This is a genomic window from Streptomyces sp. NPDC016677, assembly GCF_055562815.1.
Genome location: NZ_JBVHEO010000009.1, coordinates 1 through 24,214 on the forward strand (window position 1 = coordinate 1; position 24,214 = coordinate 24,214).

At 73.5% G+C, this 24,214-nt stretch carries 16 protein-coding genes; 5 read left to right on the plus strand and 11 right to left on the minus strand.

Annotation, left to right across the window (positions count from 1 at the left end):
- Nucleotides 1-412 precede the first annotated feature (412 nt).
- Entirely contained in the window at nucleotides 413-862 is a 450-nt protein-coding gene (locus tag ACZ3IG_RS23155) for a PTS sugar transporter subunit IIA (protein ID WP_467434377.1), read from the plus strand.
- A gap of 71 nt (nucleotides 863-933) precedes the next feature.
- Complete coding sequence (gene ptsP / locus ACZ3IG_RS23160) at nucleotides 934-2,604, plus strand: phosphoenolpyruvate--protein phosphotransferase (protein WP_467434379.1); 1,671 nt, start codon at nucleotides 934-936, stop codon at nucleotides 2,602-2,604.
- An 87-nt stretch (nucleotides 2,605-2,691) separates the two neighbouring features.
- On the opposite strand, the gene ACZ3IG_RS23165 is transcribed toward ptsP, so the two are convergent.
- Together ACZ3IG_RS23165 and ACZ3IG_RS23170 are read right to left on the minus strand one after the other, a co-directional pair.
- A complete protein-coding gene (locus ACZ3IG_RS23165; RefSeq protein WP_467434381.1) occupies nucleotides 2,692-3,582 on the minus strand; it encodes a hypothetical protein in 891 nt (296 codons plus the stop codon).
- Nucleotides 3,583-3,660: 78 nt separating this feature from the next.
- Nucleotides 3,661-5,640, minus strand: a complete 1,980-nt coding sequence (locus tag ACZ3IG_RS23170) for an acetoacetate--CoA ligase (protein WP_467434383.1) — start codon at nucleotides 5,638-5,640, stop codon at nucleotides 3,661-3,663.
- Between the two features lie 170 nt (nucleotides 5,641-5,810).
- Between ACZ3IG_RS23170 and ACZ3IG_RS23175 the strand changes: the two genes are divergently transcribed.
- Nucleotides 5,811-8,195, plus strand: a complete 2,385-nt coding sequence (locus tag ACZ3IG_RS23175) for a glycoside hydrolase family 31 protein (protein WP_467434384.1) — start codon at nucleotides 5,811-5,813, stop codon at nucleotides 8,193-8,195.
- Between the two features lie 373 nt (nucleotides 8,196-8,568).
- Here ACZ3IG_RS23175 and ACZ3IG_RS23180 read toward each other — a convergent pair whose 3' ends face one another.
- From ACZ3IG_RS23180 to ACZ3IG_RS23205, 6 genes are all read right to left on the minus strand, one after another.
- Entirely contained in the window at nucleotides 8,569-9,105 is a 537-nt protein-coding gene (locus tag ACZ3IG_RS23180; protein ID WP_467434385.1) for an NUDIX domain-containing protein, read from the minus strand.
- A 47-nt stretch (nucleotides 9,106-9,152) separates the two neighbouring features.
- Nucleotides 9,153-9,968 (minus strand): M15 family metallopeptidase, encoded by an 816-nt coding sequence (locus tag ACZ3IG_RS23185; protein ID WP_467434387.1) that lies wholly within the window; start codon nucleotides 9,966-9,968, stop codon nucleotides 9,153-9,155.
- Nucleotides 9,969-10,089: 121 nt separating this feature from the next.
- Complete coding sequence (locus tag ACZ3IG_RS23190) at nucleotides 10,090-10,695, minus strand: GTP-binding protein (protein ID WP_467434388.1); 606 nt, start codon at nucleotides 10,693-10,695, stop codon at nucleotides 10,090-10,092.
- A gap of 52 nt (nucleotides 10,696-10,747) precedes the next feature.
- Nucleotides 10,748-11,143, minus strand: a complete 396-nt coding sequence (locus ACZ3IG_RS23195; protein ID WP_467434389.1) for a DUF742 domain-containing protein — start codon at nucleotides 11,141-11,143, stop codon at nucleotides 10,748-10,750.
- 9 nt (nucleotides 11,144-11,152) lie between these two features.
- Nucleotides 11,153-11,587, minus strand: coding sequence for a roadblock/LC7 domain-containing protein (locus tag ACZ3IG_RS23200; RefSeq protein WP_215167494.1), 435 nt, complete (start codon nucleotides 11,585-11,587; stop codon nucleotides 11,153-11,155).
- The gene (locus ACZ3IG_RS23205; RefSeq protein ID WP_467434391.1) at nucleotides 11,584-14,388 is read right to left on the minus strand and encodes a sensor histidine kinase; all 2,805 of its coding nucleotides are present in this window, start codon (nucleotides 14,386-14,388) and stop codon (nucleotides 11,584-11,586) included. The genes ACZ3IG_RS23200 and ACZ3IG_RS23205 overlap by 4 nt, the downstream gene beginning before the upstream one ends.
- Nucleotides 14,389-14,806: 418 nt before the next feature.
- On the opposite strand from ACZ3IG_RS23205, the gene ACZ3IG_RS23210 reads away from it, so the two are divergent.
- Nucleotides 14,807-15,409, plus strand: coding sequence for a hypothetical protein (locus ACZ3IG_RS23210; RefSeq protein ID WP_467434393.1), 603 nt, complete (start codon nucleotides 14,807-14,809; stop codon nucleotides 15,407-15,409).
- A gap of 302 nt (nucleotides 15,410-15,711) precedes the next feature.
- On the plus strand, nucleotides 15,712-16,869 hold the full coding sequence (gene solA / locus ACZ3IG_RS23215) for an N-methyl-L-tryptophan oxidase (protein WP_467434394.1): 1,158 nt from the start codon (nucleotides 15,712-15,714) through the stop codon (nucleotides 16,867-16,869).
- A gap of 7 nt (nucleotides 16,870-16,876) precedes the next feature.
- Here solA and ACZ3IG_RS23220 read toward each other — a convergent pair whose 3' ends face one another.
- The 3 genes from ACZ3IG_RS23220 to ACZ3IG_RS23230 form a co-directional block, all read right to left on the minus strand.
- Nucleotides 16,877-21,523, minus strand: coding sequence for a hypothetical protein (locus ACZ3IG_RS23220; RefSeq protein WP_467434396.1), 4,647 nt, complete (start codon nucleotides 21,521-21,523; stop codon nucleotides 16,877-16,879).
- Between the two features lie 42 nt (nucleotides 21,524-21,565).
- Nucleotides 21,566-22,447 carry a hypothetical protein gene (locus ACZ3IG_RS23225; RefSeq protein ID WP_467434397.1) on the minus strand — a complete coding sequence of 294 codons (882 nt, stop codon included), beginning with the start codon at nucleotides 22,445-22,447 and terminating at the stop codon, nucleotides 21,566-21,568.
- A 184-nt stretch (nucleotides 22,448-22,631) separates the two neighbouring features.
- Nucleotides 22,632-24,161, minus strand: a complete 1,530-nt coding sequence (locus ACZ3IG_RS23230) for a hypothetical protein (protein ID WP_467434398.1) — start codon at nucleotides 24,159-24,161, stop codon at nucleotides 22,632-22,634.
- Nucleotides 24,162-24,214 lie beyond the last annotated feature (53 nt).

Genomic DNA, 24,214 nt, shown 5'->3' on the forward strand with positions numbered 1-24,214 from the left:
TTTTGGCACGCTGTTGAGTTCTCAAGGAACGGACGCTTCCTTTGTACTCACCCGAGAGACTCTCTCAGGCTTTCCTCCGGGCGCTTCCCTTCGGTGTTTCCAACACTATCAGGCTTTTCCAGTCCCTCTGACCACCCGTTGACGGGCATGCAGATGAGGATCCGAGAAGAGGATCTGATGAGTTGGGGTCTGCCACCTGAGGACACTTGCTCGCGTTCCTCAACCTCGGGCAGGAGTAACGACTCTACATCGGCCCGCTGAACGGGCGCAAATCGTTGGCGGCTAAGGTCTAGACCTCCCGCCGGGTCACTCATGCGGAACCGGTACTTCCTATGTCATACCCTGCTGCACAACGTGCCGTCCGGCACAGACAGTGACGGCCCCTCTCCATCCCCACTCCTGGAGGCTCCCCATGACCACCGTGACGTCCCCGATGGCAGGACGCGCCATCGGACTGGCCGCCGTGCCGGATCCGGTCTTCTCCGGGGCCATGGTCGGCCCGGGCACCGCGATCGACCCCGTACGTGAGCCGTCGGAGGCGGTCGCGCCCGTGGACGGGGTGATCGTCTCCCTGCACCCGCACGCCTTTGTCGTGGTCGACGAGACCGGGCACGGCGTGCTGACTCATCTCGGTATCGACACCGTGCAGCTCAACGGGGAGGGTTTCGAACTGCTGGTGAACAAGGGCGACACCGTCACCCGTGGACAGGCGATCGTGCGCTGGAGCCCGGCCGCCGTCGAAGCGGCCGGCAAGTCCCCGGTGTGCCCGGTCGTGGCGCTGGAGGCCACGGCCGAGTCCCTCTCCCAGCTCCGTGAGGACGGCGAAGTCAGGGTCGGGGAGGACCTCTTCGTCTGGCAGTGACCTTTTGTACGACGGCTGGTAGGACAGACACCGCGGCGGCTGGGGCCGCCGCGCTATCGGAGACGGGTGAGATGGAGACAACGCTGCGAGGCGTCGGCGTCAGTCACGGCGTGGCGATCGGCCAGGTCCGGCACATGGGCACGGCGGTGCTGGAGCCGCCGGCCAAACAGATTCCGGCCGAGGACGCCGAGCGCGAGCAGGGGCGGGCCCGCAAGGCCGTGGAAGCGGTGGCGGCCGATCTGATGGCGCGCGGCAATCTGGCCGGGGGCGAAGCCCAGGCCGTGCTTGAGGCGCAGGCCATGATGGCCCAGGATCCTGAGCTCATGGCGGATGTGGAGCGGCGGATCGCCGTCGGGAGCACGGCCGAACGCGCGGTCTACGACGCCTTCGCGGCGTACCGGGCGCTGCTGGCCGCCGCCGGTGAGTATCTCGCCGGGCGGGTGGCCGACCTCGATGATGTGCGGAATCGTATCGTCGCCCGGCTGCTCGGGGTGCCGATGCCGGGGGTGCCGGACAGCGACGAGCCGTACGTTCTCATCGCGCGGGACCTGGCGCCGGCCGACACGGCGCTGCTGGACCCCGCTCTCGTCCTCGGTTTCGTCACCGAGGAAGGGGGGCCGACCAGCCACAGCGCGATTCTGGCGCGTGCGCTGGGGGTGCCGGCCGTGGTGGCGCTGCCGGGCGCCGGCGAGCTGGCCGAGGGCACGGTGATCGCCGTGGACGGCAGCAGCGGCGAGATCTTCGTCGAGCCGAGTGCGCGGGAGCGGGCGCGGCTGGAGGCGCAGGCGGCCGAGCGCAAGGCCGCGCTGGCCGCCTCGTCCGGTCCCGGGGCCACCTCCGACGGGCACAAGGTGCCGCTGCTGGCCAACATCGGGGGGCCTGCGGACGTGGCCGCCGCGGTCGAGGCGGGGGCGGAGGGGGTCGGTCTGTTCCGGACCGAGTTCCTCTTCCTCGACGACAGTGAGAGCGCGCCGGACGAGGAGAAGCAGGTCTCGGCGTACCGGCAGGTCCTGGAGGCGTTCCCCGAGGGCCGGGTCGTCGTGCGGGTGCTGGACGCGGGCGCGGACAAGCCGCTGGCCTTCCTCACCCCGGCCGACGAGCCGAACCCGGCGCTGGGCGTGCGGGGGCTGCGGACGCTGCTCGACCACCCGGACGTACTGCGTACGCAGCTGACGGCGCTGGCGAAGGCGGCCGAGGGGCTGCCCGTCCACCTGGAGGTCATGGCGCCGATGGTGGCCGACCGTGCCGACGCCAAGGCGTTCGCGGACGCGTGCCGGGCGGCCGGGCTGCGGGCGAAGTTCGGCGCGATGGTGGAGATTCCGTCCGCCGCGCTGCGGGCCCGGTCGGTGCTGCAGGAGGTCGAGTTCCTGTCGCTGGGGACGAACGACCTCGCGCAGTACACCTTCGCCGCCGACCGGCAGGTCGGTGCGGTGTCCCGGCTCCAGGACCCGTGGCAGCCCGCGCTGCTCGATCTGGTGGCGCTGTCCGCCGAGGCGGCGAAGGCCGAGAGCAAGAGCTGCGGCGTGTGCGGGGAGGCCGCGTCCGATCCGCTGCTGGCGTGTGTGCTGACCGGTCTGGGGGTCACCTCGCTCTCCATGGGCGCGGCTTCGATCCCGTATGTGCGTGCGATGCTGGCGAAGTTCACGCTCGCCCAGTGCGAGCGGGCCGCTGCCGCCGCCCGGGCCGCGGACAGCGCCGAGGAGGCGCGTGAGGCCGCGCAGGCGGTGCTGTCCGGCGAGTAGGGGACGGACAGGCAGGTGTTCCGTGGGGCGCTCCACCGGTGGTGGGGCGCCCCTCCTGCGTTCAGTCTGTGTTCAGTGGTGGTGTGTTCAGTGGTGGTGTCCCGGGGCCGGGTCCTCGTCGCCGAGGTCCGGTGGGTCGCAGTAGTCGACGTTGGACTCCGGGGAGATGAGGTCGCCGGACTCGGCGTCGGTGCAGTAGGCGTCGAAGACCTCCGCCGCGGTGAGCGGGGTGAGGCCGTAGCCGCGCAGGCGCCAGCCGTAGATGCGGTCCGGGGTGGCGGGTGCGCTGGTGCGGATGACGAGGCCGCCGGGGCAGTGGGTGGCCAGGCCCAGGGCGAGGACGCTGGTGAACTCCAGGAGTTCGGCCTCGTCGAGGTGCGGGGTGCCGTCCTCGTCGTCGTCCGCGTGGAGGACGGAGAGGAGGGTCTCCGGGGCCGTCGAGACGCTGCAGACGAGGTGGCGCCGGCCCGCGGGGGCGGTGGTGATCACGCGGGTGATGAGGGCGCGGGCCCGGTCGTAGGCGGCTCGGCCGAGGTCCTGGCCGCAGGAGGCGCAGGAGCCGAGGCGGGCCAGGAGGGTGGCGGCGTACTCCCAGGTGGCCTGCCGGACGGCTTCGTCGATGAGGGTGGGGACGACGTCGGTGAGGGGCTGGCCCTCGTAGGGGACGGTGAGGCCGGTGGCGGCGAGTTCGGCGGTGAAGCGGGTGCGGCTGCCGGGGGCGTCGGGGTCGAGGCCCGCCTCCGCGCAGTAGGCGGCGTACTCCTCCGGGTCGAAGAGGGCGATGGTGGTGTGGGCGCCCTGGGCGGCCCGGGTGCGCAGGACCGCCTCGACGTGCCGTAGGTAGGTGGGATGGTCGTCGAAGGTGAAGGTGCGGTAGCGCCGCATGACGCGGAAGTCGTGCTCGTCGGTGAGCAGGCCGATGGTGCCGGCGATCTCGCGGCGCAGGACGCGCCGGGCGGTCCGGTCGGTGTACGTCATGTCTCCCCCAGTACGCGGTCGGTCGGTGCACGTCGATCAATGCTCACTCACAGTAACCGGGGGCACTGACAGCGGGGGTCACGGGCGGTTGCGGGAGCGGGCCAGTTCCTCGTAGAAGCGGAGGAGGTCGAGGTTGTCGACGGAGCCGGGGTTGACGGCCTTGTCCAGGGGGGCTCCTTGGAGGAGGCGTTTGACCGGGACCTCGATGCGTTTGCCGGTGAGGGTGTGGGGGATGCCGGGGACCTCGATGACCTCGTCGGGGACGTGGCGGGGGGAGAGGTGGGCGCGGATGGTCTGCTTGATGCGGGTGAGGAGCGCTTCGTCGAGGGTGGCTTGCGGGGCCAGGTGGACGAAGAGGGGCATCCAGTAGCCGCCGTCGGGCTGTTCGACGCCGATGACGAGGGACTCGCGGATTTCGGGGAGGCGTTCGACGGCCTCGTAGATGTCGGCCGAGCCCATGCGGACGCCCTGCCGGTTGAGGGTGGAGTCGGAGCGGCCGTGGATGACGACGGAGCCCCGTGAGGTCAGGGTGATCCAGTCGCCGTGCCGCCAGACGCCGGGGTAGGTGTCGAAGTAGCTGTCGTGGTAGCGGCTGCCGTCGGGGTCGTTCCAGAACCGGATCGGCATCGACGGCATGGGGGCGGTGACGACCAGCTCGCCGACCTCGTCGGTGAGGGGGTTGCCGTCGGGGTCCCAGGACTGGAGGTCGGTGCCGAGGCCGGGTGCCTGGAGTTCGCCGATGTACACGGGGAGGGTGGGGACGGCGCCGGCGAAGCAGGAGCAGACGTCGGTGCCGCCGCTGACGGAGGCGATCCACAGGTCGGCACCGACCTCGTCGTGGAGCCAGCGGAAGCCGTCGGGCGGGAGGGGGGAGCCGGTGGTGGCGACGCACTGGACGGTGGAGAGGTCGTGGTCGCGGGCGGGGTGGACGCCGGCTTTGCGGCAGGCCATGACGTAGGCGGCGGAGGTGCCGAAGAGGGTGGCGCCGGTGCGTTCGGCGACGCCCCACTGGGCGCCGGTGTCCGGGAAGCCGGGGCTGCCGTCGTAGAGGACGATCGTGGTGCCGGTGAGGAGGCCGGAGACGAGGAAGTTCCACATCATCCAGCCGGTCGACGTGTACCAGAAGAAGCGGTCCTCGGGGCCCAGGTCGCAGTGGAGGCCGAGCTGTTTGAGGTGCTCGACGAGGATGCCGCCCTGGGACTGGACGATGGCCTTGGGCAGGCCGGTGGTGCCGGAGGAGTACAGGACCCACAGGGGGTGGTCGAAGGGGACCTGTTCGAAGACGGGGTCGGTGCCGGCGGAGGTGAGGGATGTCCAGTCGAGCGCGCCTTCGGGGGCCGGTGTGCCCAGGAGCGGGATGTGGACCACCGCGCGCAGGGCGGGCAGTTCGCGGCGGAGTTCCGTGACGACGTCCCGGCGGTCGTGTTCCCTGCCCCCGTAGCGGTAGCCGTCGACGGTGAACAGGACGACGGGTTCGACCTGCTGGAAGCGGTCCAGGACGCTGCGGGCGCCGAAGTCGGGAGCGCAGGAGGTCCAGACGGCGCCGACGGCGGCGGAGGCGAGGAGCGCGACGACGGCCTGCGGGATGTTGGGGAGGTAGCCGCTGACGCGGTCGCCCGGGCGGACGCCGAGGGCGCGGAGTCCGGCGGCCAGGGAGCCGACTTGGCGGCGCAGGTCCGCCCAGGTGACCGGGTGGGGGTCGTGGCTCTCGTCGACGTACAGGAGGGCGGGTTCGTCCGGGCGGTCGGCCGCCGCGCGCAGGGCGTGTTCGGCGTAGTTCAGCTTCGCGCCGGGGAACCACTGGGCGCCGGGCATGGCGCGGTCGCCCAGTACGCGCGCGTAGGGGACCGAGAACCGTACGTCGAACCACTCGGTGACGGCTTGCCAGAAGGTCTCCGGCTCGTCGACGGACCAGCGGTGCAGGGCCGGGTAGCCGCCGTCGGCGGGGGCTCCGTGGTGGTCGGCGGCCCAGCGCTGGAACGCGGTGATCCGGGCCCGGGCGACGCGTCGCGCGTCGGGCTGCCAGAGAGGCTGTGGCTGGGGATTCTCGGTGGTCATGGGGGCGGCTCCCGGGCTGTGCGGCGGCTGACAGGGACGATGCCATGTGATCGACTTCTGCACCAGAGTGTGCTCCGCGCGGTCCGTGTCGTGAAGATGTGGGCCCGGCACGGGTGAACGGAAGTTGAACGGTGCCCGTGTGCGGGGCGGTCGGTGACAGGGTGAGCAGCATGGACGGTCGTGACCTGGTGCGTTCGGTGAAGTTGGTCGGTTCGGTGGGGACGGGTCAGGGGTTGCGGACCGTGCGGGCGGCGTGGCGCAGGCGGCGTTCCGACGCGGTGGGGCTGGAGCCGCGGGGGGCGGAGCGGGCACGGGTGCCCGGGTTGCTGCGGGAGGTGGAGCCGGGTGCCGGGGGCGGTGTCATCCGGTTCGACCGCTCGGAGCTGCGGATCCTGGTGGCGGTGAACGGGGCGGTCTTCTGGGGCTGGGACGGGGCCGGTCCCGAACCCTCGTACGCGTTGGCCGGGCGGTGTCCCGAGCCCGATCCGCGGGCGGCGCTGGAGCCGGACAAGGACGGGGGCTGGCGGGTGGTGGCCGAGCGGGCCACGGTCGCCGTGTCGCGGCACGGCGCGATCGAGGTGCGGACGCCGGGCGGGGTCACGCTGCGGCGGGATCTGCCGCCCCGGTGGTGGGAGCCGGCCGGTGGCGGCCGGGCGCGGTGGATGCAGCGTGCGGAGGTGGCCGCCGACGCGCGGTTCTTCGGGCTCGGGGGGCGGGCGTCGGGTCCTCGGCTGCGGGACGGGCGGTACCGGCTGTGGAACACCGGGCCGGGGAGGGCCTTCGGTCCGCAGGACGATCCGCCGTCCCTGACGATGCCGGTGCAGCTGGTGGTGGCCGACGCGGGGACACACCTGGTGTTCTACGACAGTTCGTGGGACGGCACGGTGGTGCTGCGGGAGGGCGAGGAGGGTGCCGGGTCGGGTCACGACCGGCCGGGCACCAGTGTGCTGCGGATGGACGGGGGGCCGTTGCGCTGCTGGGTGTCGGTGGGGACGCCCGCGCGGGTGCTGCTGGCCTGGGCGGCGCTGACCGGGGCGCCCGCGCTGCCGCCCGCGTGGGCGCTCGGTCATCATCACGCGTGGTCGGGGTCCGGCGGCGAGCGGGAGGTGCGTCGGGTCGTCGCCGGGTACCGGGAGCGCGGGCTGCCGTTGGACGCCGTGCACCTGGGATTCGGTCACCACGACGGTCACCGGTTGTTCAGCGTCGACGAGGAACGGTTCCCGAAGCTGCCGCAGCTCGCCGACGAGTTGCGGCAGGAGGGGATCCGGCTGGTGTCGGTCGTCGGTCCGGCGGTGGCGGCCGAGCCCGGTGATCCGGTGTACGACGGTGGCGTCGACGAGGACGCGTTCGTGCGGGACGCCGGGGGCCAGGTGGTGCGGGGGGTGGCGGGGCCGGGGGACGCGGTGTTCCCGGACTTCACGCACGCGCGCGTACGCGCGTGGTGGGGCGGTCGGTACGAGGAGCGGCTGGGGCAGGGCTTCGCCGGGTTCTGGCACGACATGAACGAGCCGATGTCGTTCGCCGCCTTCGGTGAGCCGACGCTGCCGCGGTCGGCCCGGCACTGGCTGGAGGGGCGGGGCGGCGACCACCGGGAGGCGCACAACGTGTACGCGCTGTGCATGGCCCAGGCCGGTTACGAAGGGCTGCGCGAGCTGGTGCCGGAGCAGCGGCCGTTCGTCCTCTCGCGCTCGGGGTGGGCCGGCGTGCAGCGCTACGGCGGTGCCTGCTCGGGCGAGGTGGCCACGGGCTGGCCGGGGCTGCGGGCGTCGCTGGCGATGGTGCTGGGGCTGGGGCTGTGCGGGGTGCCGTACTCCGGGCCGGACATCGGGGGCCGGGACGGGAGTCCGTCGCCTGAGCTGTATCTGCGGTGGTTGCAGCTGGGGGCGTATCTGCCGCTGTTCCGGACGCACGCGGGTGAGCGGGCGGGGCGCCGGGAGCCCTGGGAGTTCGGGGGCGAGGTGCTGGAGCACGCGCGCGTGGCGCTCGTCGAGCGGCGGCGGCTGCTGCCGTACTTCATGATGCTGGCTCATCTGGCGCGGCGTACCGGGGCGCCTTATGCGCGGCCGCTGTGGTGGTCGGCGCCGGAGGACCGGGCGCTGCGGGACTGCGAGGACGCGTTTCTGCTCGGGGACTGTCTGCTGGTGGCGCCGGTGCTCGATCCGGGGGCGGACCGGCGTGCGGTGCGGCTGCCGCGGGGGCGGTGGTACGACACGGTGACGGAGCGGGCGTACGAGGGGCCGGGGCAGGTGCTGGTCGACGCCCCGTTGGAGCGGATTCCGGTGTTCGCGCGCGCGGGTGCGGTGATTCCGGTGCGCGGCGATGACGGCGGACTTGAGCTGGAGGTGTGGGCGCCGGGCCGGGGACGGACCGGGGGCGGGCTGGTCGTGCCGGACCTGGGCGACGGCTGGGCGGAGCCCGAGACCGAGCGGTACGCCGCGCGGTGGCGGGGGCAGCGGGTGGTCGTCGTGCGGGAGGGCGAGGGGGGCTCGGGTGAGGCGCCCGCGCCCTATCCGGTGCGGGTGCGTGGGCTTGGGGCGGGGCGGGGGCGGGTGTAGGGGGCGTCGGGGTCAGGTGTGGGGCATCGAGGTCCGTTGTGGGGGCGGGGCGGGCTGCGGTGTGGGGGCGAGGCGGGGCCGGACGAGCGGGGCGGGACCCGGTGTGAGGGCGTCGGGCAGGCGGTGGGGCGCGTCGTGTCGGACGGCGTGGCTGCCGTGCTCGGGCGGCAGGGCGGTGAGGGCGCTCCGGTTCGTGGGCTGGCTGGGGCGGGGCGGGGCGTTCGGGTGTGGTGGGCGTGCCGCGTCGCGCGCGAGGGCGCGGGAGCCGCGCCCGGCGCGATGACTGCGGGGGCCGTGCCCCACGCGCGGACGCGTCCGCACCGGGTGGGCGGGCAGGTGTGGCGCGTCGGGAGTGTTCGAGTGGGGCGGGCGGTCAGACGTAGCGGCCGTCGAACCAGGCTCGGGCGGCCACGGTGTGCAAGGGGAAGGCGAGTTCCCCGGGGCGGCGCAGGAGGTGCCAGCCGTCGGTCTCGTCCGTGGCGGTGGAGGGCGGGAGGCCCTCCACCGGGCGCTCGGGGAGCAGGCCGAACAGGAGCAGGTGGCCGTCGGGCGCGCTCAGGGCGTCCACGAGGCGTACGTCGCGGCTCGCGGCGTCGATGCCCGTCTCTTCTTCGAGTTCGCGGACGACGGCCTGCCGCCAGTCCTCGCGGTCGTCGACGTAGCCGCCGGGCAGGGCCGTGCCCCCGCGCGTGGGAGACACGGTCCGGGTGATGACGACCAGGGCGGTGCCCTGGGTGTCGTAGACGGGCTGGAGGGCGACGGCGACCGGCAGAGGGTTGCGGTAGGCCGTGGTGCCGCAGGCCGGGCAGGTGCGGGGCCAGCCGGAGACGCCCTCTCCGTAGGGCGTCCCGCAGCTCGAACAGTGCGAGCCCGGTACGGGGTTGGGAACGGAGGTCGGAGTTTCGGACACGCGGCGGACTGTAGCCGATGGCGGAATCGTCGTCTCCGGTGGGCGGTTCAGGGGCGGCCGGTCAGGGACGCCGTGGACACCGGGAAGTCGAAGTAGGTGTCGGGGTATGCCTCCGGCTTGAAGGTGTAGTGCCACCACTCCTCGGCGAGGTTGACGAAACCGAGGTCTTCCAGGGTGGTCCTGAGCAGCGTCCGGTTGGCGCGCGGGGTGCCCTGGACGCGGGGGTCGGCGGTGTGGGAGAGGGTGTCGAAGCAGTCGAAACCGGTGCCCATGTCGACGGAGTTGTCGGGGAAGCGTTCGGCCTGGGGAGCGGTGCAGGGCACCAGGGGCTCTCCGGGCTGGTAGGGGCGGGTCGGCCGCGCCGGGAGCCGCACGAGGGTGAGGTCGACCGTGGAGCCGCGGCTGTGGCCGGATTTCTCCGCGATGTAACCGTCGGCGAACAGCCGGGTCTTGTCGACGTTCGGATAGAACTCCGCCTTCATCGCCTGGTCGTCGAGGTCCTGGGCCCAGCGGACGAAGTGGTCGACGGCGCGTTGCGGGCGGTAGCAGTCGTAGACCTTGAGTGAGTAGCCCTGGCGCAGCAGGCGGGCCTGGGCCTCGCCGAGGGCTTGGGCCGCGGAGCGGGTGAGGATGCACAGGGGCTGCCGGTAACCGTCGATGGGCTCGCCGACGAAGTTGTGCGGGGTGGAGTAGCGGATCTCCTCCAGGATCGTCGGGGCGACGCTGCTCAGGGCGACGAAGTCCGCGGGGGCCTGCGGTTCGGTGCCGGCGTGTGCGGTGGCGGGGACGGTGGTCACGGCGAGCAGGGCGGCGAGTGTGGTGACCATCCGGCGCGCCCAGGTGTCTCTTGCCTGTCGTGTCATGGCTCTTGCATATCTGGACGGCGTTCCGCCGCGGAAGCGGTTGTATGCGGTCGGGGTGTCCGACCGGTGTCGTCGGCGACGTCGACGCCTTGTGAGTGCCGCGGGCTGGCGGAGGATCAGCTCAGGTGGTGACGGTGCTGCGGCGGTCGGCCGTGGACGCCATCGCGTGCTGGACGACGTCGATCAGGACGCTCTTCACCGACTCCCGGTCGCGGGCGTCGCACATGACCATCGGTACCTCCTCGTCCAGGTCGAGGGCGCGGCGGACGGCGTCCACCGGATAACGGGGGGCGCCGTCGAAGCAGTTCACGCCGACCACGAAGGGAATGGCGCGCCGTTCGAAGTAGTCGATGGCGGCGAAGCAGTCCTCCAGGCGGCGGGTGTCGGCGAGCACCACGGCGCCGAGGGCGCCCTCCGACAGTTCGTCCCACATGAACCAGAACCGCTCCTGGCCGGGTGTGCCGAAGAGGTAGAGCACCAGGCCCTCGCGGAGCGTGATGCGGCCGAAGTCCATGGCGACGGTGGTGGTGTGCTTGCCCTCCACGCCGCTGAGGTCGTCGACCGGGCGGCCCGCCTCGGTGAGCAGTTCCTCGGTGCGCAAGGGCCTGATCTCGCTGACCGAGCCGACCAGAGTGGTCTTGCCCACGCCGAAGCCGCCGGCCACCAGGATCTTGAGCGTGACGGGTTCGACCGGGGGCTTGCCACGCTCGGAACGCCCGAAGATCATCGGTCTTCTCTCCTGCTCGGTGCTGGCTGTGCTGGATGGGGGGATACGGCGGTCACAGCGCCCGGAGGCCGGCGATCACGTCGCGCAGAATGCTTTCGTCCGGGAGTTCGGCCGGCGGCACGGGCCGGTTGACATGCACGAATCCGGCGTCGACGAGGTCTCCGACGAGAACCCGTACCACTCCGATCGGCAGATCGAGGCCGGCGGCGAGTTCGGCGACCGACTGGGGTTCGTCCCGGCACAGTCCGACGATGTCGACGTGTTCCGGGGACAGGGCGGTGTCCGTCTCCGGATCGTCCGCCCGGTCCTCGGCGACCACCACCGCGATCAGGTCGAGACGGTGCTGGGCCGGACTGGTGGTACGGCCCCGGGTCATGGCGTACGGACGGACGACCGGGCCGGCCTCGTCGTCGAACCAGTGGTGTCTTCCCTGACCGTCTGCGCTCATGTCACGTCACTACCCGCCCGAGGGCAGATCGGTACGGGGCGCGGCGCCCAGGTGCGCGCCGACCCGCTTGACGAGGAGGGTCATCTCGTAGGCGACCTGGCCGACGTCGGAGTCCGCGTCGGACAGGACGGCGAGACAGCTGCCGTCACCTGCGGCGGTGACGAAGAGGAAGGCGTCGTCGAGTTCGACGACCGTCTGCCGGACGCTGCCCGCCTCGAAGTGGCGTCCCACGCCCTTGGCGAGGCTGTGGAAGCCGGAGGCGACGGCGGCGAGGTGCTCGCTGTCCTCCTGGGTCAGGTCCTTGGAAGCGCCCGTGGCCAGGCCGTCGCCGGAGAGGACGAGGGCCTTGCGGATGCTCGCGACCCGGTCCACCAGGTCGTCGAGGAGCCAGTTCAGCTCCCTGGCGCCGGTCGCACTGTGGCCGGTCGTCTTCGGTGCGGTCATCGACCGTCCCCCTTGTTCGTTCCTTTTGGTGCTTGTGGTGCTTGTGGTGCTTGTGGTGCCGGTGGTGCTTGTTCTGGTTGTGGTGCTCGTTGTGGCTGTGGTGCCGCGTCGTTTCCGGTGTCGTCGGCGGCGTTCTCCCGGCGGCCTCGCTGCCAGCCGCGCTGGAGGGAGGCCATGCGGCTGCGTACTTCCTCGGCGTCCCGGTCGGCGAGGTCGGTGCCGTCGGTGCGGTCCCCGGCGGGCCGCTCGCGTTCCCGTTCGCGCTTCAGCTGGGGGGCGAGGCTGGCCTGGCGTACCCGCCGGGGCAGGGGGAGCGAGCCGTCGTCGGTCGCGCCCAGGGCGTCCGACCTATTCGACGTATTCGACGTATTCAGGGACGGGGTTCTCGGCGTGCCCGGGGTGCTTTCCGTCGCTCCGGTGTCCGTGCGGGGCGTACCGCGGCGGCGGGAGGGGAGGGCTGGCAGTGCGTCATGGGCCTCGTCCGGTGCGGGCGTGTCGTCCGGTCCGCCCCGGCGGGGCTGTTCGGGGACCGGGCGGCCGTGGGAGCTGACCAGCTTGGGGGTGCGGCGCCGAGGCAGCGGCGCGGGGCCGCCGGTCGCTTCCTGTGGCTCGTAGCGGCCCTGGGTGTCGTGCCGGCCGGGTCCGCCCCGGGGGTCGGGCTCTTCCCGGTGGTGGCGGTCGTGCCGGGCCGTCGGCTCGTCCAGCGCGCCGGTGCCGGCGGAGTCGAGCGGTGGCTCCAGCTCGACCGGGCCGTCGAGCGGCGGCCGGGGTCCGCCGGGCAGTCGTACGGGCACCTCGGCAAGGGCCGCTCGGCGGCTCTCCTCGCGAGCTGCGGCGCGGTCGGGACGGCCGGCATGGTCGGCGCGGTCAGGGCGGTCGAGTCGGAAGCCGACGCCGTTGGTGTCCGGGGCGTCCTCCGTCAGCAGTGCGTCCGGGATGAAGACGACCGCGGTGGTGCCGCCGTACGGAGAAGGCTGGAGGGAGACGCGGACGTTCTGGCGCTGGGCCAGGCGGCTGACCACGAACAGGCCGAGCCGGTCGGTGTCGGACAGCTCGAACTCGGGTGTCTCGGCGAGCCGGAGGTTGGCCTCCAGCAGGGCCTCGGCCGCCATGCCGAGGCCGCGGTCGTGAATCTCCAGGGTGAAGCCGTTGGCGACGCGCTCGCCCAGTACCTGCACGGCGGTGTGCGGGGGCGAGAACACCGTGGCGTTCTCCAGGAACTCGGCGACCAGGTGGGTGAGGTCGGCGACCGCGGAGCCGGTGACGGCGATCCGCGGCAGCCGGCGCACCTCGATGCGCTCGTAGTCCTCGACCTCGGCGACGGCGGCCCGTACGACGTCCATCAGCTGGACGGGCTTGCGCCACTGCCGGGAGGGGGCGGCGCCGGAGAGGATGACCAGGCCCTCCGCGTGCCGGCGCATACGGGTGGTCAGGTGGTCGAGGCGGAACAGGTCGGCGAGTTCCTCGGTGTCCTCGGTGCGGCGCTCCATGGTGTCGAGCAGGGTGAGCTGCTTGTGCAGCAGGACCTGGCTGCGACGGGCGAGGTTGACGAAGACCTCGGAGACACCGGAGCGGAGTTCGGCCTGCTTCACGGCGGCCTCGACGGCGGCGCGCTGGAGGGTGTTGAGCGCCTGGCCGACCTCACCGATCTCGTTCTTGTCGTACTCCAGGCGCGGGACCTCGGTCTCCACGTCGACCTGCTCGCCGGCCGAGAGGCGGCGCATCACACTGGGCAGGCGTACGTCGGATGCCTCATGGGCCTCCTGGCGGAGCCGCTTGAGGTCGCGGATGAGGCCGCGGCCGATACGTACGGACAGGAAGACGGAGAACAACAGGGCCAGGACGCCGAGGGTGCCGGCGACGACCGCCTTGGTGATGACGGCCATCGCGACCGGTTCGGCCCGGTTCTCGTAGCGGTCGGTGGCCCCGTCGTCGAGAGCGCCGAGTTCCTCCAGCGCGTCTCCCGCGACGGTGTCCCAGCTCTTGGCGTCGATGCCGCCGGGCATGCCGGCGGCGGAGGCGACGACCGTCTCCTCGGCCGCGCGCAACGGTGCGGAGGAGGCCTCCTGCCAGAACCGCTCGTAGCGCTTCCGCTCCGAGGCCGGCAGCAGGGGCAGCGTCACGTCGTACAGCAGGGTGCGCTGGGCCACCAGGTCGGAGATGTCGTCGATCTCGTCGCTGCCGAGTCCGCCGGTGACCAGGGCGGAGCCGAGGAGGGCGTCCTCACGGGAGAGCAGCTCACGCGCGCGGGAGAGGTTGACGAGGGCGCGGTACTGCTTGTCCAGCGTGACGTCCTCGATGACGTTGAGGTCGGCGAGCAGCAGGTGGCAGGGATCGACCAGGCGGTTGTAGAAGCCGAGGGCCTGGGACCGGTTCACGACGCCGCCCTCGACGCTGCGCCGGAGCGATCCGAGGCCGGCCAAGGCGTCCAGTGCCGCGGTCAGCCGCTCGTCCTCGCCCCGGCTCAGCGCGTCGCGGACGTCCGGGTCGGCGGCGTGGCGGCGGACGTCGGCGATCGCCTCGTCGGTGACGGTGCGCGTGCGGCGCAGGGCGGAGAGGGCGTTGGAGGCGCGCGGGTCGGCGAGGTAGACGAGGGTCTGGCGGCGTTCCTGCTGGAGCACGCGGACGGTGTCCTCTACGGGGTAGCCGACTTTTTCCACCAGGGTCGACACGCTGAACAGCCGGCCGGCCTCCCGTCCGGTCAGCACGGCGGCGAAGGCCCAGACCGCGGTCAGGGCGACCAGCGGCACGAGAAGCAGCGCCACGATCTTCCGGCGGATGGAATTCCCGCGAAAGCGCATGGCCTCCCCCAGTTCGACCCCCACCGGACGGGGGTGCCGATTCACGTCAACAAACGGCGTGAGCCTACTACTGACGGGCTGATGGTTCGAAGACCCGTCCGGAAGCTGCACTTCCGTACCCACGCCGCGAGATCCCGAGTTGTCCGCTCATGACGGGAGATTGCGGCCCGCGGCCGGGTGTCGGTGCGGGGGCGGGCGGGTCCGGCGTGGTGGAGAGGTCGGCCGGATTTCCGCGTCCGGCGGGAATCTTGAGGGGGCGTCGATCGTCTTTCTTTGTGGGAGACGGGGGCGGAATCGGCCGCAGGGTGCCGCATGCCGCATCCATGCGGCGTAGAACAGCGCAAGCCGGGCAGCCACAGGGGAACCGGGTCTTCGGGGACGGGCGAGCGGTCTGCTGGTGGTGGGGAGTGACACGTTGATGGGCACGGCGGAGCGGCACGAGGCGCCCGGGAACGACGGGGCGGCGCGACCGGGCGGGGAGACAGGGCCGGAGGGGCCGGGTCACGGTGTTCCGGCGGCGAGGCACGGTGGCGGTACGGGCGGGGCGGCTCGCGGTGCGCGCGCGGCATCCGTCGGTGGTGGTGGGTCGTCGGGGAACGGGGCCCGTGCGATACGGGAGCGGCCGGGCTACCGGCCGTTGTGGGTGGAGGAGCCGGCACGGCGGCGCCGGTTGCCGGACCCTGTGCGGACGGCGGCCGTACGGGCGGTGATCATCGTCGCCGTGACGCTGATCCAGGCGATGGTGGCCTTCCTGTGCACGATGGCCGGGTCCTGGCTGGCCTTCCCCATGCTGATCAGCAGCGTGGCCAGCACCGTGGCGGCGACGTGGGGCGTGCTCGACGTGTGGGTCACGCGCCAGGTCTGGAACCAGCGGCACGGCGTGATCTCGATGCCGAACAGCACGGCGCGGGCGCTGCGGCGCGAACGCCGCCGGGCCCGGCGGCAGGCGCGGTCCGCCGAGCGCGCCCAGGAGCGGATACGGCGTCGGGGCCGCGGCGGGCAGCAGCTGTCGCATCCCTGAGGCCGCGCGGTTCCCGACGGCCGGTGCGCGCGGTGGCGCCGGGTGGGGTTCGGGGCGGGGCCGAGGGGGTGTGTTCCGCCCTCTGCGAGGGCTCGCCGTGTGGGGTACGGGCGGTAGGCCGGCCCGTAGTGGGTCACGCGGTCGCCTCACGGCGTCGAGCTGGTCGGCGCATGGGTGGCGTCCTGCCGATGCGCCGGGGACGGTACGAGGGAAACGCCGCCGTGCGGGGAAGGAGACACGCCGAACGACTGTTCGCACCCGAGCAGAGCAGATCCGCACCCGCCGCCAGGAGGCGCCCCCGTATGTCCCCCACCTACGACGTCATCGTCATCGGCCTCGGCGGAATGGGCAGCTCCGCCGCCCACCACCTGTCCGCGCGCGGCGTCCGGGTGCTGGGCCTGGAGAAGTTCGGGCCGGTGCACAACCGCGGCTCCAGCCACGGCGGTTCCCGGATCACCCGGCAGTCCTACTTCGAGGACCCGGCGTACGTGCCGTTGCTGCTGCGCGCCTACGAGCTGTACGAGGATCTGGAGCGGGCCACCGGCCGGGAGATCGCCGTGCTGTGCGGCGGGGTGATGGTCGGCCGCCCGGACTCCCGGCCCGTGTCCGGCGCACTGCGCTCGGCCCGTGAGTGGGACCTGCCGCACGAGATGCTGGACGCCGCCGCGATCCGCCGCCGCTTCCCGACGCTGACGCCCGGCGACGACGAGGTCGCGCTGTACGAGGCGAAGGCGGGACTGCTGCGCCCCGAGAACACGGTCGCCGCCCAGTTGCAGCTCGCCACCCGGCAGGGCGCCGACCTGCACTTCGACGAGCCGGTGACCCGCTGGACGCCGTACCGGGACGGCGTGATCGTGCACACCGCCGAGAACACCTACACGGCGGGCCGGCTGGTGATCTGCCCGGGCGCGTGGGCGCCTCGGCTGCTGGCCGACATCGGCGTGGACATCACCATCGAGCGGCAGGTCATGTACTGGTTCCGGCCCACCGGAGGCATCGAGCCCTACCGTCCCGAGCGGCACCCCGTCTACATCTGGGAGGACGCGGCCGGTGTCGAGGTCTACGGTTTCCCCGCGATCGACGGTCCCGACGGCGGTGCCAAGGTCGCCTTCTTCCGCCGGGAGTCGGCGCCCACCACGCCCGAGACCATCGACCGGACGGTGCGCGCGGAGGAGGTCCGGGCGATGGCCGACCAGGTCTCCGGGCTTCTCCCGAGTCTGCCGGGCACCTTCCTCAAGGCGGCGGCCTGCATGTACTCCACCACTCCCGACGAGCACTTCGTGATCGCCCCGCACCCGGCGCACCCCGGTTCGGTCACCGTGGCGTGCGGTTTCTCCGGGCACGGCTTCAAGTTCGTGCCCGTGGTCGGGGAGATCCTCGCCGATCTGGCGCTGACCGGTACCACCGCCCACCCCATCGGGCTGTTCGATCCCGCCCGCTTCGCCACGTCCGGCCAGTGACCCGGGGTCAGGCGGGCCGCTTGAACATCCGGGTGGCCGTGATCTCGCTGCGCACGGCCTCGCCCTCGGACTGCTGGGGCAGGCCGGGCCGCAAGTGCTCCTCCACACTGATGTACTTCAGTCCGGCCCGCAGGTCGGCGTCGTTGCGCAGCCGGATGACCAGCGGGAACTCGGCGAGCGCGGTGGTGTCGAACAGCCCGGTGGTGTAAAGGAGCTGGACGCCGAGCGCGTCGGACACCGCCCGCTGGAGCTCCAGCAGGTAGGTGGCGTTGGCGCGGCCGATGGGGTTGTCGAGGAAGAGCGTGCCGGCGTGACGGTGCTTGTCGCGGCCCCGGTCGTTGCTGCGCAGGGCGGCCATCGTGCAGTACAGGGCGATGGCGGCGGTGAGCAGCTGGCCACCGGAGAAGACGTCGCCCATCTGTCCGACGGGGACGCGCTCGGCGCGCAGTACCGCGTCCGGCTTGAGGATCTCGACGGCGACGCCGCTGGGCTGGAGGGCGGCGGCGACGCCGCGCAGCAGCAGGGACATGCCGTCACGGCGCAGGTCGGAGTTCTTCTTGACGGCGGCCCGGGTCGCCTCGTCGATCACCTCGCCGAGCCGCTCGGTGAGGGTGGCCTGGTCGGGTTCCTCGAAGCGGATGCGCAGGAACTCCTGCCCGGACCACTCCCCCAGCCCCTCCGGCAGCCGGGACAGGCGCTGGGCGGAGCGGAGGGTGGCGAGGGCGGACTCGACCAGTCCGCGCAGCCGGTCCACGATCGAGTCGCGGTTGCGTTCCAGCTGGGCCAGTTCGTCGGTGAGGACGCGCAGGCGGGGGGCGAACGCGTCGGCCCACTTCTGGGCGTGCTCGGGCAGGGCGGCGGCGGGCAGTTCGCGGATCTGCTGCCGGGCGGGGGTGCGGACCTGCTCGTAGCGGGTGGAGTTGGCGTGCCGGACCAGGATGTCGCTCGCCTCGCGCACGGCGCCCTCGGCGGCGGACAGGTCGGCGGCGCAGCCGCGCAGCGAGCGGCGGGCCTCGGCGGCGGAGTGCCGGGCCTCCTCCAGCGTGCCGGGGTACGGCTCGGGGTCCTCGTACTCCTCCTCTGCGGGCTGCTCGCGCAGCAGGTCGCGCAGGAGGGCGGCGATCTCGTCGAAGCCGCCGGCCGCGTCCTCGGCGGCGCGGTGCGCGTCGAGGAGTTCGGCGTGCGCCTCGCGGGACTGGTTCAACGCCTCGGTGCGGGACGCCAGTTCGGAGGTGGCGGTGCGCAGCAGGGCCTGGGCGTGCTCGGCGTCCCCAGGGATCAGTTCTTCGGGCAGGTCGGTGTGGGACTCGGCGTCCTCCGGGGCCAGCCGCTCCGCCTCGCCGCGCAGCCGGCCGAGCTGCTCGCTGGCGGTGGACATCCGGGTCTCCAGGAGCTGCACCAGCTCCTCCGCGCGGGCGGCGGCGGCCTGCCGGGAGGGCCCGTCCGAACCGTCCGGTGACTGCAGGAGCTGCTCGGCGCGGGTGCGGACCTTGTTGCTGAGCCGGTCCAGCTCGGCGCGGGCCGCGCTCTCGTCGCTCTCCGCGCGGGCCTGTTCGGCGCGCAGGTCGGCGCCGACACCGACCTTCTCGTACAGCTGGGAGGCGGCCCGGTATGCCTCGCGGAGCGCGGGCAGCGACGCGGTGGGCGCCTCGGTGCCGTCCTCCGGTACGTCGTCGGGGGCGCCGGCGATCTCGGCGCGCTCGGCACGCAGCGCGCGGGCGGTGCGGCGGGCGTCGTCGGCGGCGCGCTGGGCGGCGCGGCGGTCCTCGTCGGCGGCGCGGGCCTTCTCCAGGCAGAGCTGGGCGCGGGCCTCGGCCTCGGCCGCCTCGTCGGCCAGTTCCCGCAGCTTCGCCTGCCAGCCGGCGCGTTCGCGCAGCCGGAAGGCGAGCCCGGCGAGGGCGTCGGCGGCGCGGCGGGCCTTCTGTGCCGTCTCCTGCCGTTCGTCGCGTACGTGGACGGCGTCGGCGGCGATCTCGTCGGCCTCCGCCCGCGCGGTGCGGGCCTCGGCCAGCTCGGCCTCGCACTCCTCGGCGAACGCGGCCGCCTCCTCGGCGGCCCGCACCAGCTCGGTGAGGCGGCCGGCCGGGCAGCCGGTGCGCCAGGAGGCGAGCCGCGCGGCCAGCTCCCGGTCCTTGCCGAGCCGGGCGGCCAGCCGCCGGATCTCCTCGTCCCGCTCGGTCGCCCGCGCGCGCAGCGCCTGCCGTTCCTCGTCGGCGGCGTGCTCGTCGTGCATGGCGGGGTTCGGCGGTACGAGGAAGACGTCCTCGTCGGCCGAGCCGGCGGCCGGGGCGGGGGCGAGCAGGGCGGCGGCGGTGCCGACGGCGACGGTGGAGCGCGGCAGCAGGGCGGCGTCGCCGAGGGCGGCGCGGGCGCGGGCGTGCGAGTCGGGGTCGGTGATGATCACGCCGTCGACCAGCTCGGGCCGGGCGGTGAGCACGCGCGCGTGGTCGGCGGGGTCGACGGCCTGGGCGAGGTAGCGCCAGCCGGGCAGGGCGGGGATGCCGTGCTCGCCGAGGAACTCGACGGTGGCCAGCACGTCCGGGCCGGGCGGCAGCAGCCCGCCGTCGCCGAGGGCGCCGAGGATGCGGGCGTCGTCGGCGGCGGCGGTGCGCAGGTCGAACAGCTGGCGTTCGGCGGAGGAGACGGAGTCGTCGAGAAGCTCGCCCAACTCTTCGGCGAAGTGGTCGAGTTGCTCGGGGGTGAGGGGGGTCTCGTCCGGGGCGGGCGGGTCGGACGGGGCGCCGTGGACCGGGTCGCGTTCGGAGTCCGGCCGGTCGCGGCGCGGGCCCGGGATGCCGGGGCGGGCGCCGGCGGCCAGGCCCAGCAGTTCGGCCAGGCGCTCCTCCGCCGCCAGGGCTCCGGCCGTACGGTGTTCGGCGTCCCGGGCCTGCCGTGCGGCGGTGGCGGCGTCGGCCGCGCGGGCCGCCGTCAGTTCGGCGCGGCTCTCGGCGGCGGCCGCCTCACGGGCGTGTTCGGTGGCCCGGCGGGCCGCCTCGCGGGCGGTGTCCCAGGTGGCGACGGCGGTCTTCTCGGCGTCGCTGGCGGCGAGGGCGGCGCGGGCCGGGTCGGCGTCGGGCGCGCTGTCGTCGAGCCAGCCCGCGCGGACCGCCTCGGCGGTCTCCTGCTCGACCTCGGCCAGCCGCTGGCGCAGATGTCCGGCCTCGCTGCGGGCGCGCTGCGCCTCGGTGGCGGCGGCGGTGGCGTCCCGGTGGGCGGCGTCGCCGGTGTCCTGGAGGGTGGCGGACCGCTCTTCCTCCTCGTTGGCGTGGTTCTCGGCCTTCCCGGCCGCCGCGTGCAGGGCGCGGACCAGGTCGACGGCGGCCTTGGCGCGGGCGGCGAGCGCGGGAGCGGCGTCCCGCTCGGCCTCCTGGATGGCGGCGGAGACGCGGGTGACGCGGTCGGTGGCCGCGCGGTGGCGCAGTACGGCCTCGGCGGCCTGCCAGGCGGAGTACAGGGTGCGGGCGTCGGCCAGCTCGCGCTTCTGCGCGGCGGCGGACTTCTCGGCGGCGGCCAGGGCCAGGGAGGCGTGCCGGTAGGCGAGTTCGGCGGCGACCAGGGCGCTGCGTTCGCGGGCCGATTCGGCGTGGGTGACGGCGTAGGCGGCGGCCGTGACCCGCTGGGCCAGGTCGGCGGCGCGGGCCCGCTCGCGGGTGCCGCGGGCGGAGAGCCGGCGGGCGAGGGTGCGGGTGCGGCGCTCGGCGGCGGTGTGGATCTCCCGGGCGCGGGCGCGGGCCTCGGTGGCCTCGACGATCCGTCCGAGCAGGTCGACGGAGCCCGCGGTGAAGTCCCGCTCGGCGATCAGTTCGGCGCGCCGGCCCAGCTTGTTGCCGAAGCCGCTGACCAGGTCGGCGAGTCCGTCGGTGTCCCGGGTGTCGGTGACGGCGCGCAGCAGCAGGTCGGTGAAGTCGGCGTCCTTCTTGACGGCGAAGAGGCCGGCCGCCTCGCCCTCGTCGGCGTTCATCTCGCGCTGGTAGCGGAAGAGTTCGGGGTCGAGGCCGAGGTCGCCGAGGTGCTCGATCCAGCGGTCGTGGATCTCCTCCCAGTGCACCTCCAGGTGCGGGTACGCCTTCCCGGCCTCGGTGAGCGCGTCCCGGAAGCCCTTCATGGTGCGCCGCCGGCCCCGCGCCCCGGAGGCGCCCTCGACGGGCGGGCGTACGGCGGTGGACTCGGCCACCGGGAGGTTGTCCAGGGTCAGTCCGGGGCCGGGCCGGAAGGAGTACCAGGCCTCGGCGAACTTCCGCGGGTCGTTGGAGACCTGGCGGCCCCGCCACTCGCTGGCCTTGCCGACGACGACGCACTCGCCGGTCTGCACGTGCTGCCACTCCAGGGCCACGTGTCCGCAGTCGTCGGCGAGCAGGAACTTGCGCAGCACGCCGGAGCTGGCGCCGCCGAGGGTGTTGCGGTGGCCCGGCAGCATCACCGAGAAGATGAGCTTCAGCAGGACGGACTTGCCGCCGCCGTTCTCCAGGAAGAGCACGCCGGCGGGGGCGGGACGGCGCGGCGGGCCGACCGGCTCCTCCTCGAAGAACTCCGCCTGCGCGGGCGCCGGGTCGGGCACCGGCCGACCCACTCCTCGCAGGTCAAGCACGGTGTCGGCGTAACGCGCACCGGCGGGTCCGATGGAGTAGAGGCGGACCCGGGACAGCTCGTACATGGCGGACTCTCGTGGTTCTTCGGGTAGTTGGCGGGGCGGTGGTCAGGCGGAGTGGAACGGCAGGCCGGCGTCGGCGACCAGCTCCAGGTCGTCGGTCTCCTCGGCGGGCAGCAGGGTGGGGGTGCCGTCGGTGACGGGGACCACGCCCAGGTCCAGCAGCTCGGCCATGGCGGCGCTGCCGGCCAGGTCGCGGACCTGGAGCTGGTAGCGGGCGGTGGTGCGGTAGGTGCCGCCGTGGTCGTCGGCGGTGCGCTGGAGGAAACCGGAGTCGGTGAGGAACGCGATGGCCTTGGCGACGATGCCGGTGGTCGAGCCGGGCAGCCGGCGGGCGTCCTTGGTGGCGCCGGTGGCGCTGCGTCTGGCCCAGATCCGCCAGGCGGACTCCAGGCCGGGGGCGTCGCTGACGGGGTCGGTGTTCTCGCCCTGTTCCTCGGCGCGTTCCTCCAGGCGGCGGCAGGCCTGGCGGACGAAGCCGTCGACGCCGTTGACCGTGACGCGGCCGATGTAGCCGTCGTCGGCGAGGTCCTCGGGCCGGGGGAAGGCCATGGCGGCGACGGCGAGGTGGGCGAGGCCGTGCAGGAAGCGGTCGGCGGAGTCGGTGGCGGCGCGGCGCGCGTAGTCGCCCATGCGGACGGCGAAGACCGAGTCCTCGGCGGCGGTGACGGCCATGCCCGCGCGTGGGGACACCTCCAGCACGATCAGGCCGAGGCCGGTCGCGACGGCGTCGGCGAGCCGGGCGAACGGCGGGTCCTCGCGGTAGCGGCGCAGCAGGTCGGCGTACTCCTGGTCGCGGGCGGGCAGCAGCTTGGGCTGGAGGCCGAAGGCGACCAGCCGGGCCGCGTCGGCGGCGTCGGCGGGCGTGACGGCGGGGGCCTTCTCCGCGGCGGCCGGCTCGGCTTCGCTCCAGTCGACGGGCTCGGTCACGGTCGGTACTCCTCGGTGTGCTGACGCTTCTCTGTGGTGCTGCCGTCCGGGGTGGCGCCACGGCGTCCGGGGCACCCCGCCACCCGGCACACGAATGCCACACGCCGAGACCCGGGGACCGCCCCCGCGCCTACGGGCAGAACTGTGGTCGCCGCCGCCCGCTCGTCCCTTCGTCCGGCCCCGGTCACGCCGCCTCCGTCCGGTCCGCCGCCATGCCGGCCGCGTCCAGCAGCGCCGTGCCCACGATGAGGTCGGCGCCGCCGAACTCGGGGTCGTCCAGTTCGGTGCCGTCGTCCACGGCGAACAGCAGCTTCTCCTCGCCCTGCCGGTAGGCGGTGCCGACCGGCGGACTGGCGGCGTGCACGGCCAGCAGGGCGACCAGGTACGCCAGGTCGGGTCCCTCGCGGCGGCGGGCCTCGGCCAGCAGGCCGGAGAGCCGGCGCGGGGCGTCGTGCGGCAGGTCGAGCAGCTCCTTGGCCGCCGCCAGCTGCTCCTCGCTGAAGCGGCTGTCGTCCGGGGTGGCGATCAGGTCGGGCTCGGGCATCTCGGCGCCCAGGTGCTCACGCTCGACAGGCGGGGTCAGCAGCAGGTCGACGAGGTCGCCGACCCGGACCGAGACGGGCGTGCGCAGACCGGTGCCGTGGGCGAAGAAGGCGTCGGTGACGCGCAGGGCCCGCTCCACGGGGAGCGGCAGGACGGGGGCGACGAGGTGGCCGTAGAGGTCGATGCCCGAGGAGGCGAGGGGCGTGGCGAATGCCTGCCGGTCCTGTTCGGCGCGGAACAGCGGGCCCGCTTCCAGCAGCCGGGACTGGAGCTGGGTGTGACGGCGGATGCAGTCCTTGACGATGTCGACCAGCTCGGCGGCGCGGCGCTTGTGCTCGGGTTCCTCGGACTCGTCGCGGGCCTTGCGGATGTTGGTGAGGATCGCGTTCTCGTGGCGGTAGCGGTCGGCGACGTGGTCGAGGGCCTCGGCGATCATGTCGGGGACGGTTTCCAGCCAGTCCACCGCGCGGACGTTGCGCCGGGTGGCGTCCAGGGCGCGGCGCAGGGTCTCCGAGTACTGCACGGTGCGGTAGCGGGCCTGCTCGGCGGCGAGCTGGGCGTCGGCGAGCCGGCCTCGGCTGATCAGCACCTCCAGCTTCACCTCGGCGGCGATCTGGGCGCTGGTGACGTCGGTGTCCAGGGCGCCGACCAGGACGTTGACCGCCTCGTCGGTGGTGCGCAGGTAGACGGTGCCGCCGGGGCCGGGGACCTCTTCGATCAGCTTGAAGTCGTAGTCGCGGCGCACATAGCTGCCGTCCGGCTCGAACGTGCCGTACACCGCGCGGAAGCCTCGGTCGACGCTGCCGACGTTGATCAGGTTCTCCAGGACCCAGCGGGCCACCCGCTCGTGCTCGGCGGCGGGCCTGCGGGGGGCCTGGGCGGCGACGCGCGGGACGAGCCGGGCCACTATCTGGTCGTGGTCGGCGCCCGTGTCGAAGTCCATGTTCAGGGTGACCAGGTCGATGGCGGCGAGGGCGACCTCCGCCATGCCGTACACCGAGTACTCGCCGGCGAGGTTGGCCTTGCGCGCGTCCAGGTCGTGCAGCGGGGCGGTGCAGGCGAGCGCGCGCAGCCGCCGCGCCAGCCCCTCGTCGGCGGCCGGCCCCAGGGCGGGGCGCGGCCCCGCGCTGAGCTGGGGCGGAGCGCTGTCCGTCGATGCAGGCGAAGTCACGGTGCACAGACTAGGTCCTAGGTCTGACAACGACCCAAACGACCGTAGACGTC

Coding starts and splice junctions, on each gene's coding strand:
- ACZ3IG_RS23185 (WP_467434387.1), bottom strand. CDS start 9,968: ATGACACGACAGGCAAGAGACACCTGGGCGCGCCGGATGGTCACCACA.
- ACZ3IG_RS23205 (WP_467434391.1), bottom strand. CDS start 14,388: ATGCGCTTTCGCGGGAATTCCATCCGCCGGAAGATCGTGGCGCTGCTT.
- ACZ3IG_RS23175 (WP_467434384.1), top strand. CDS start 5,811: ATGGACGGTCGTGACCTGGTGCGTTCGGTGAAGTTGGTCGGTTCGGTG.
- ACZ3IG_RS23190 (WP_467434388.1), bottom strand. CDS start 10,695: ATGATCTTCGGGCGTTCCGAGCGTGGCAAGCCCCCGGTCGAACCCGTC.
- ACZ3IG_RS23155 (WP_467434377.1), top strand. CDS start 413: ATGACCACCGTGACGTCCCCGATGGCAGGACGCGCCATCGGACTGGCC.
- ACZ3IG_RS23210 (WP_467434393.1), top strand. CDS start 14,807: ATGGGCACGGCGGAGCGGCACGAGGCGCCCGGGAACGACGGGGCGGCG.
- ACZ3IG_RS23220 (WP_467434396.1), bottom strand. CDS start 21,523: ATGTACGAGCTGTCCCGGGTCCGCCTCTACTCCATCGGACCCGCCGGT.
- ACZ3IG_RS23170 (WP_467434383.1), bottom strand. CDS start 5,640: ATGACCACCGAGAATCCCCAGCCACAGCCTCTCTGGCAGCCCGACGCG.
- ptsP (WP_467434379.1), top strand. CDS start 934: ATGGAGACAACGCTGCGAGGCGTCGGCGTCAGTCACGGCGTGGCGATC.
- ACZ3IG_RS23195 (WP_467434389.1), bottom strand. CDS start 11,143: ATGAGCGCAGACGGTCAGGGAAGACACCACTGGTTCGACGACGAGGCC.
- ACZ3IG_RS23165 (WP_467434381.1), bottom strand. CDS start 3,582: ATGACGTACACCGACCGGACCGCCCGGCGCGTCCTGCGCCGCGAGATC.
- solA (WP_467434394.1), top strand. CDS start 15,712: ATGTCCCCCACCTACGACGTCATCGTCATCGGCCTCGGCGGAATGGGC.
- ACZ3IG_RS23200 (WP_215167494.1), bottom strand. CDS start 11,587: ATGACCGCACCGAAGACGACCGGCCACAGTGCGACCGGCGCCAGGGAG.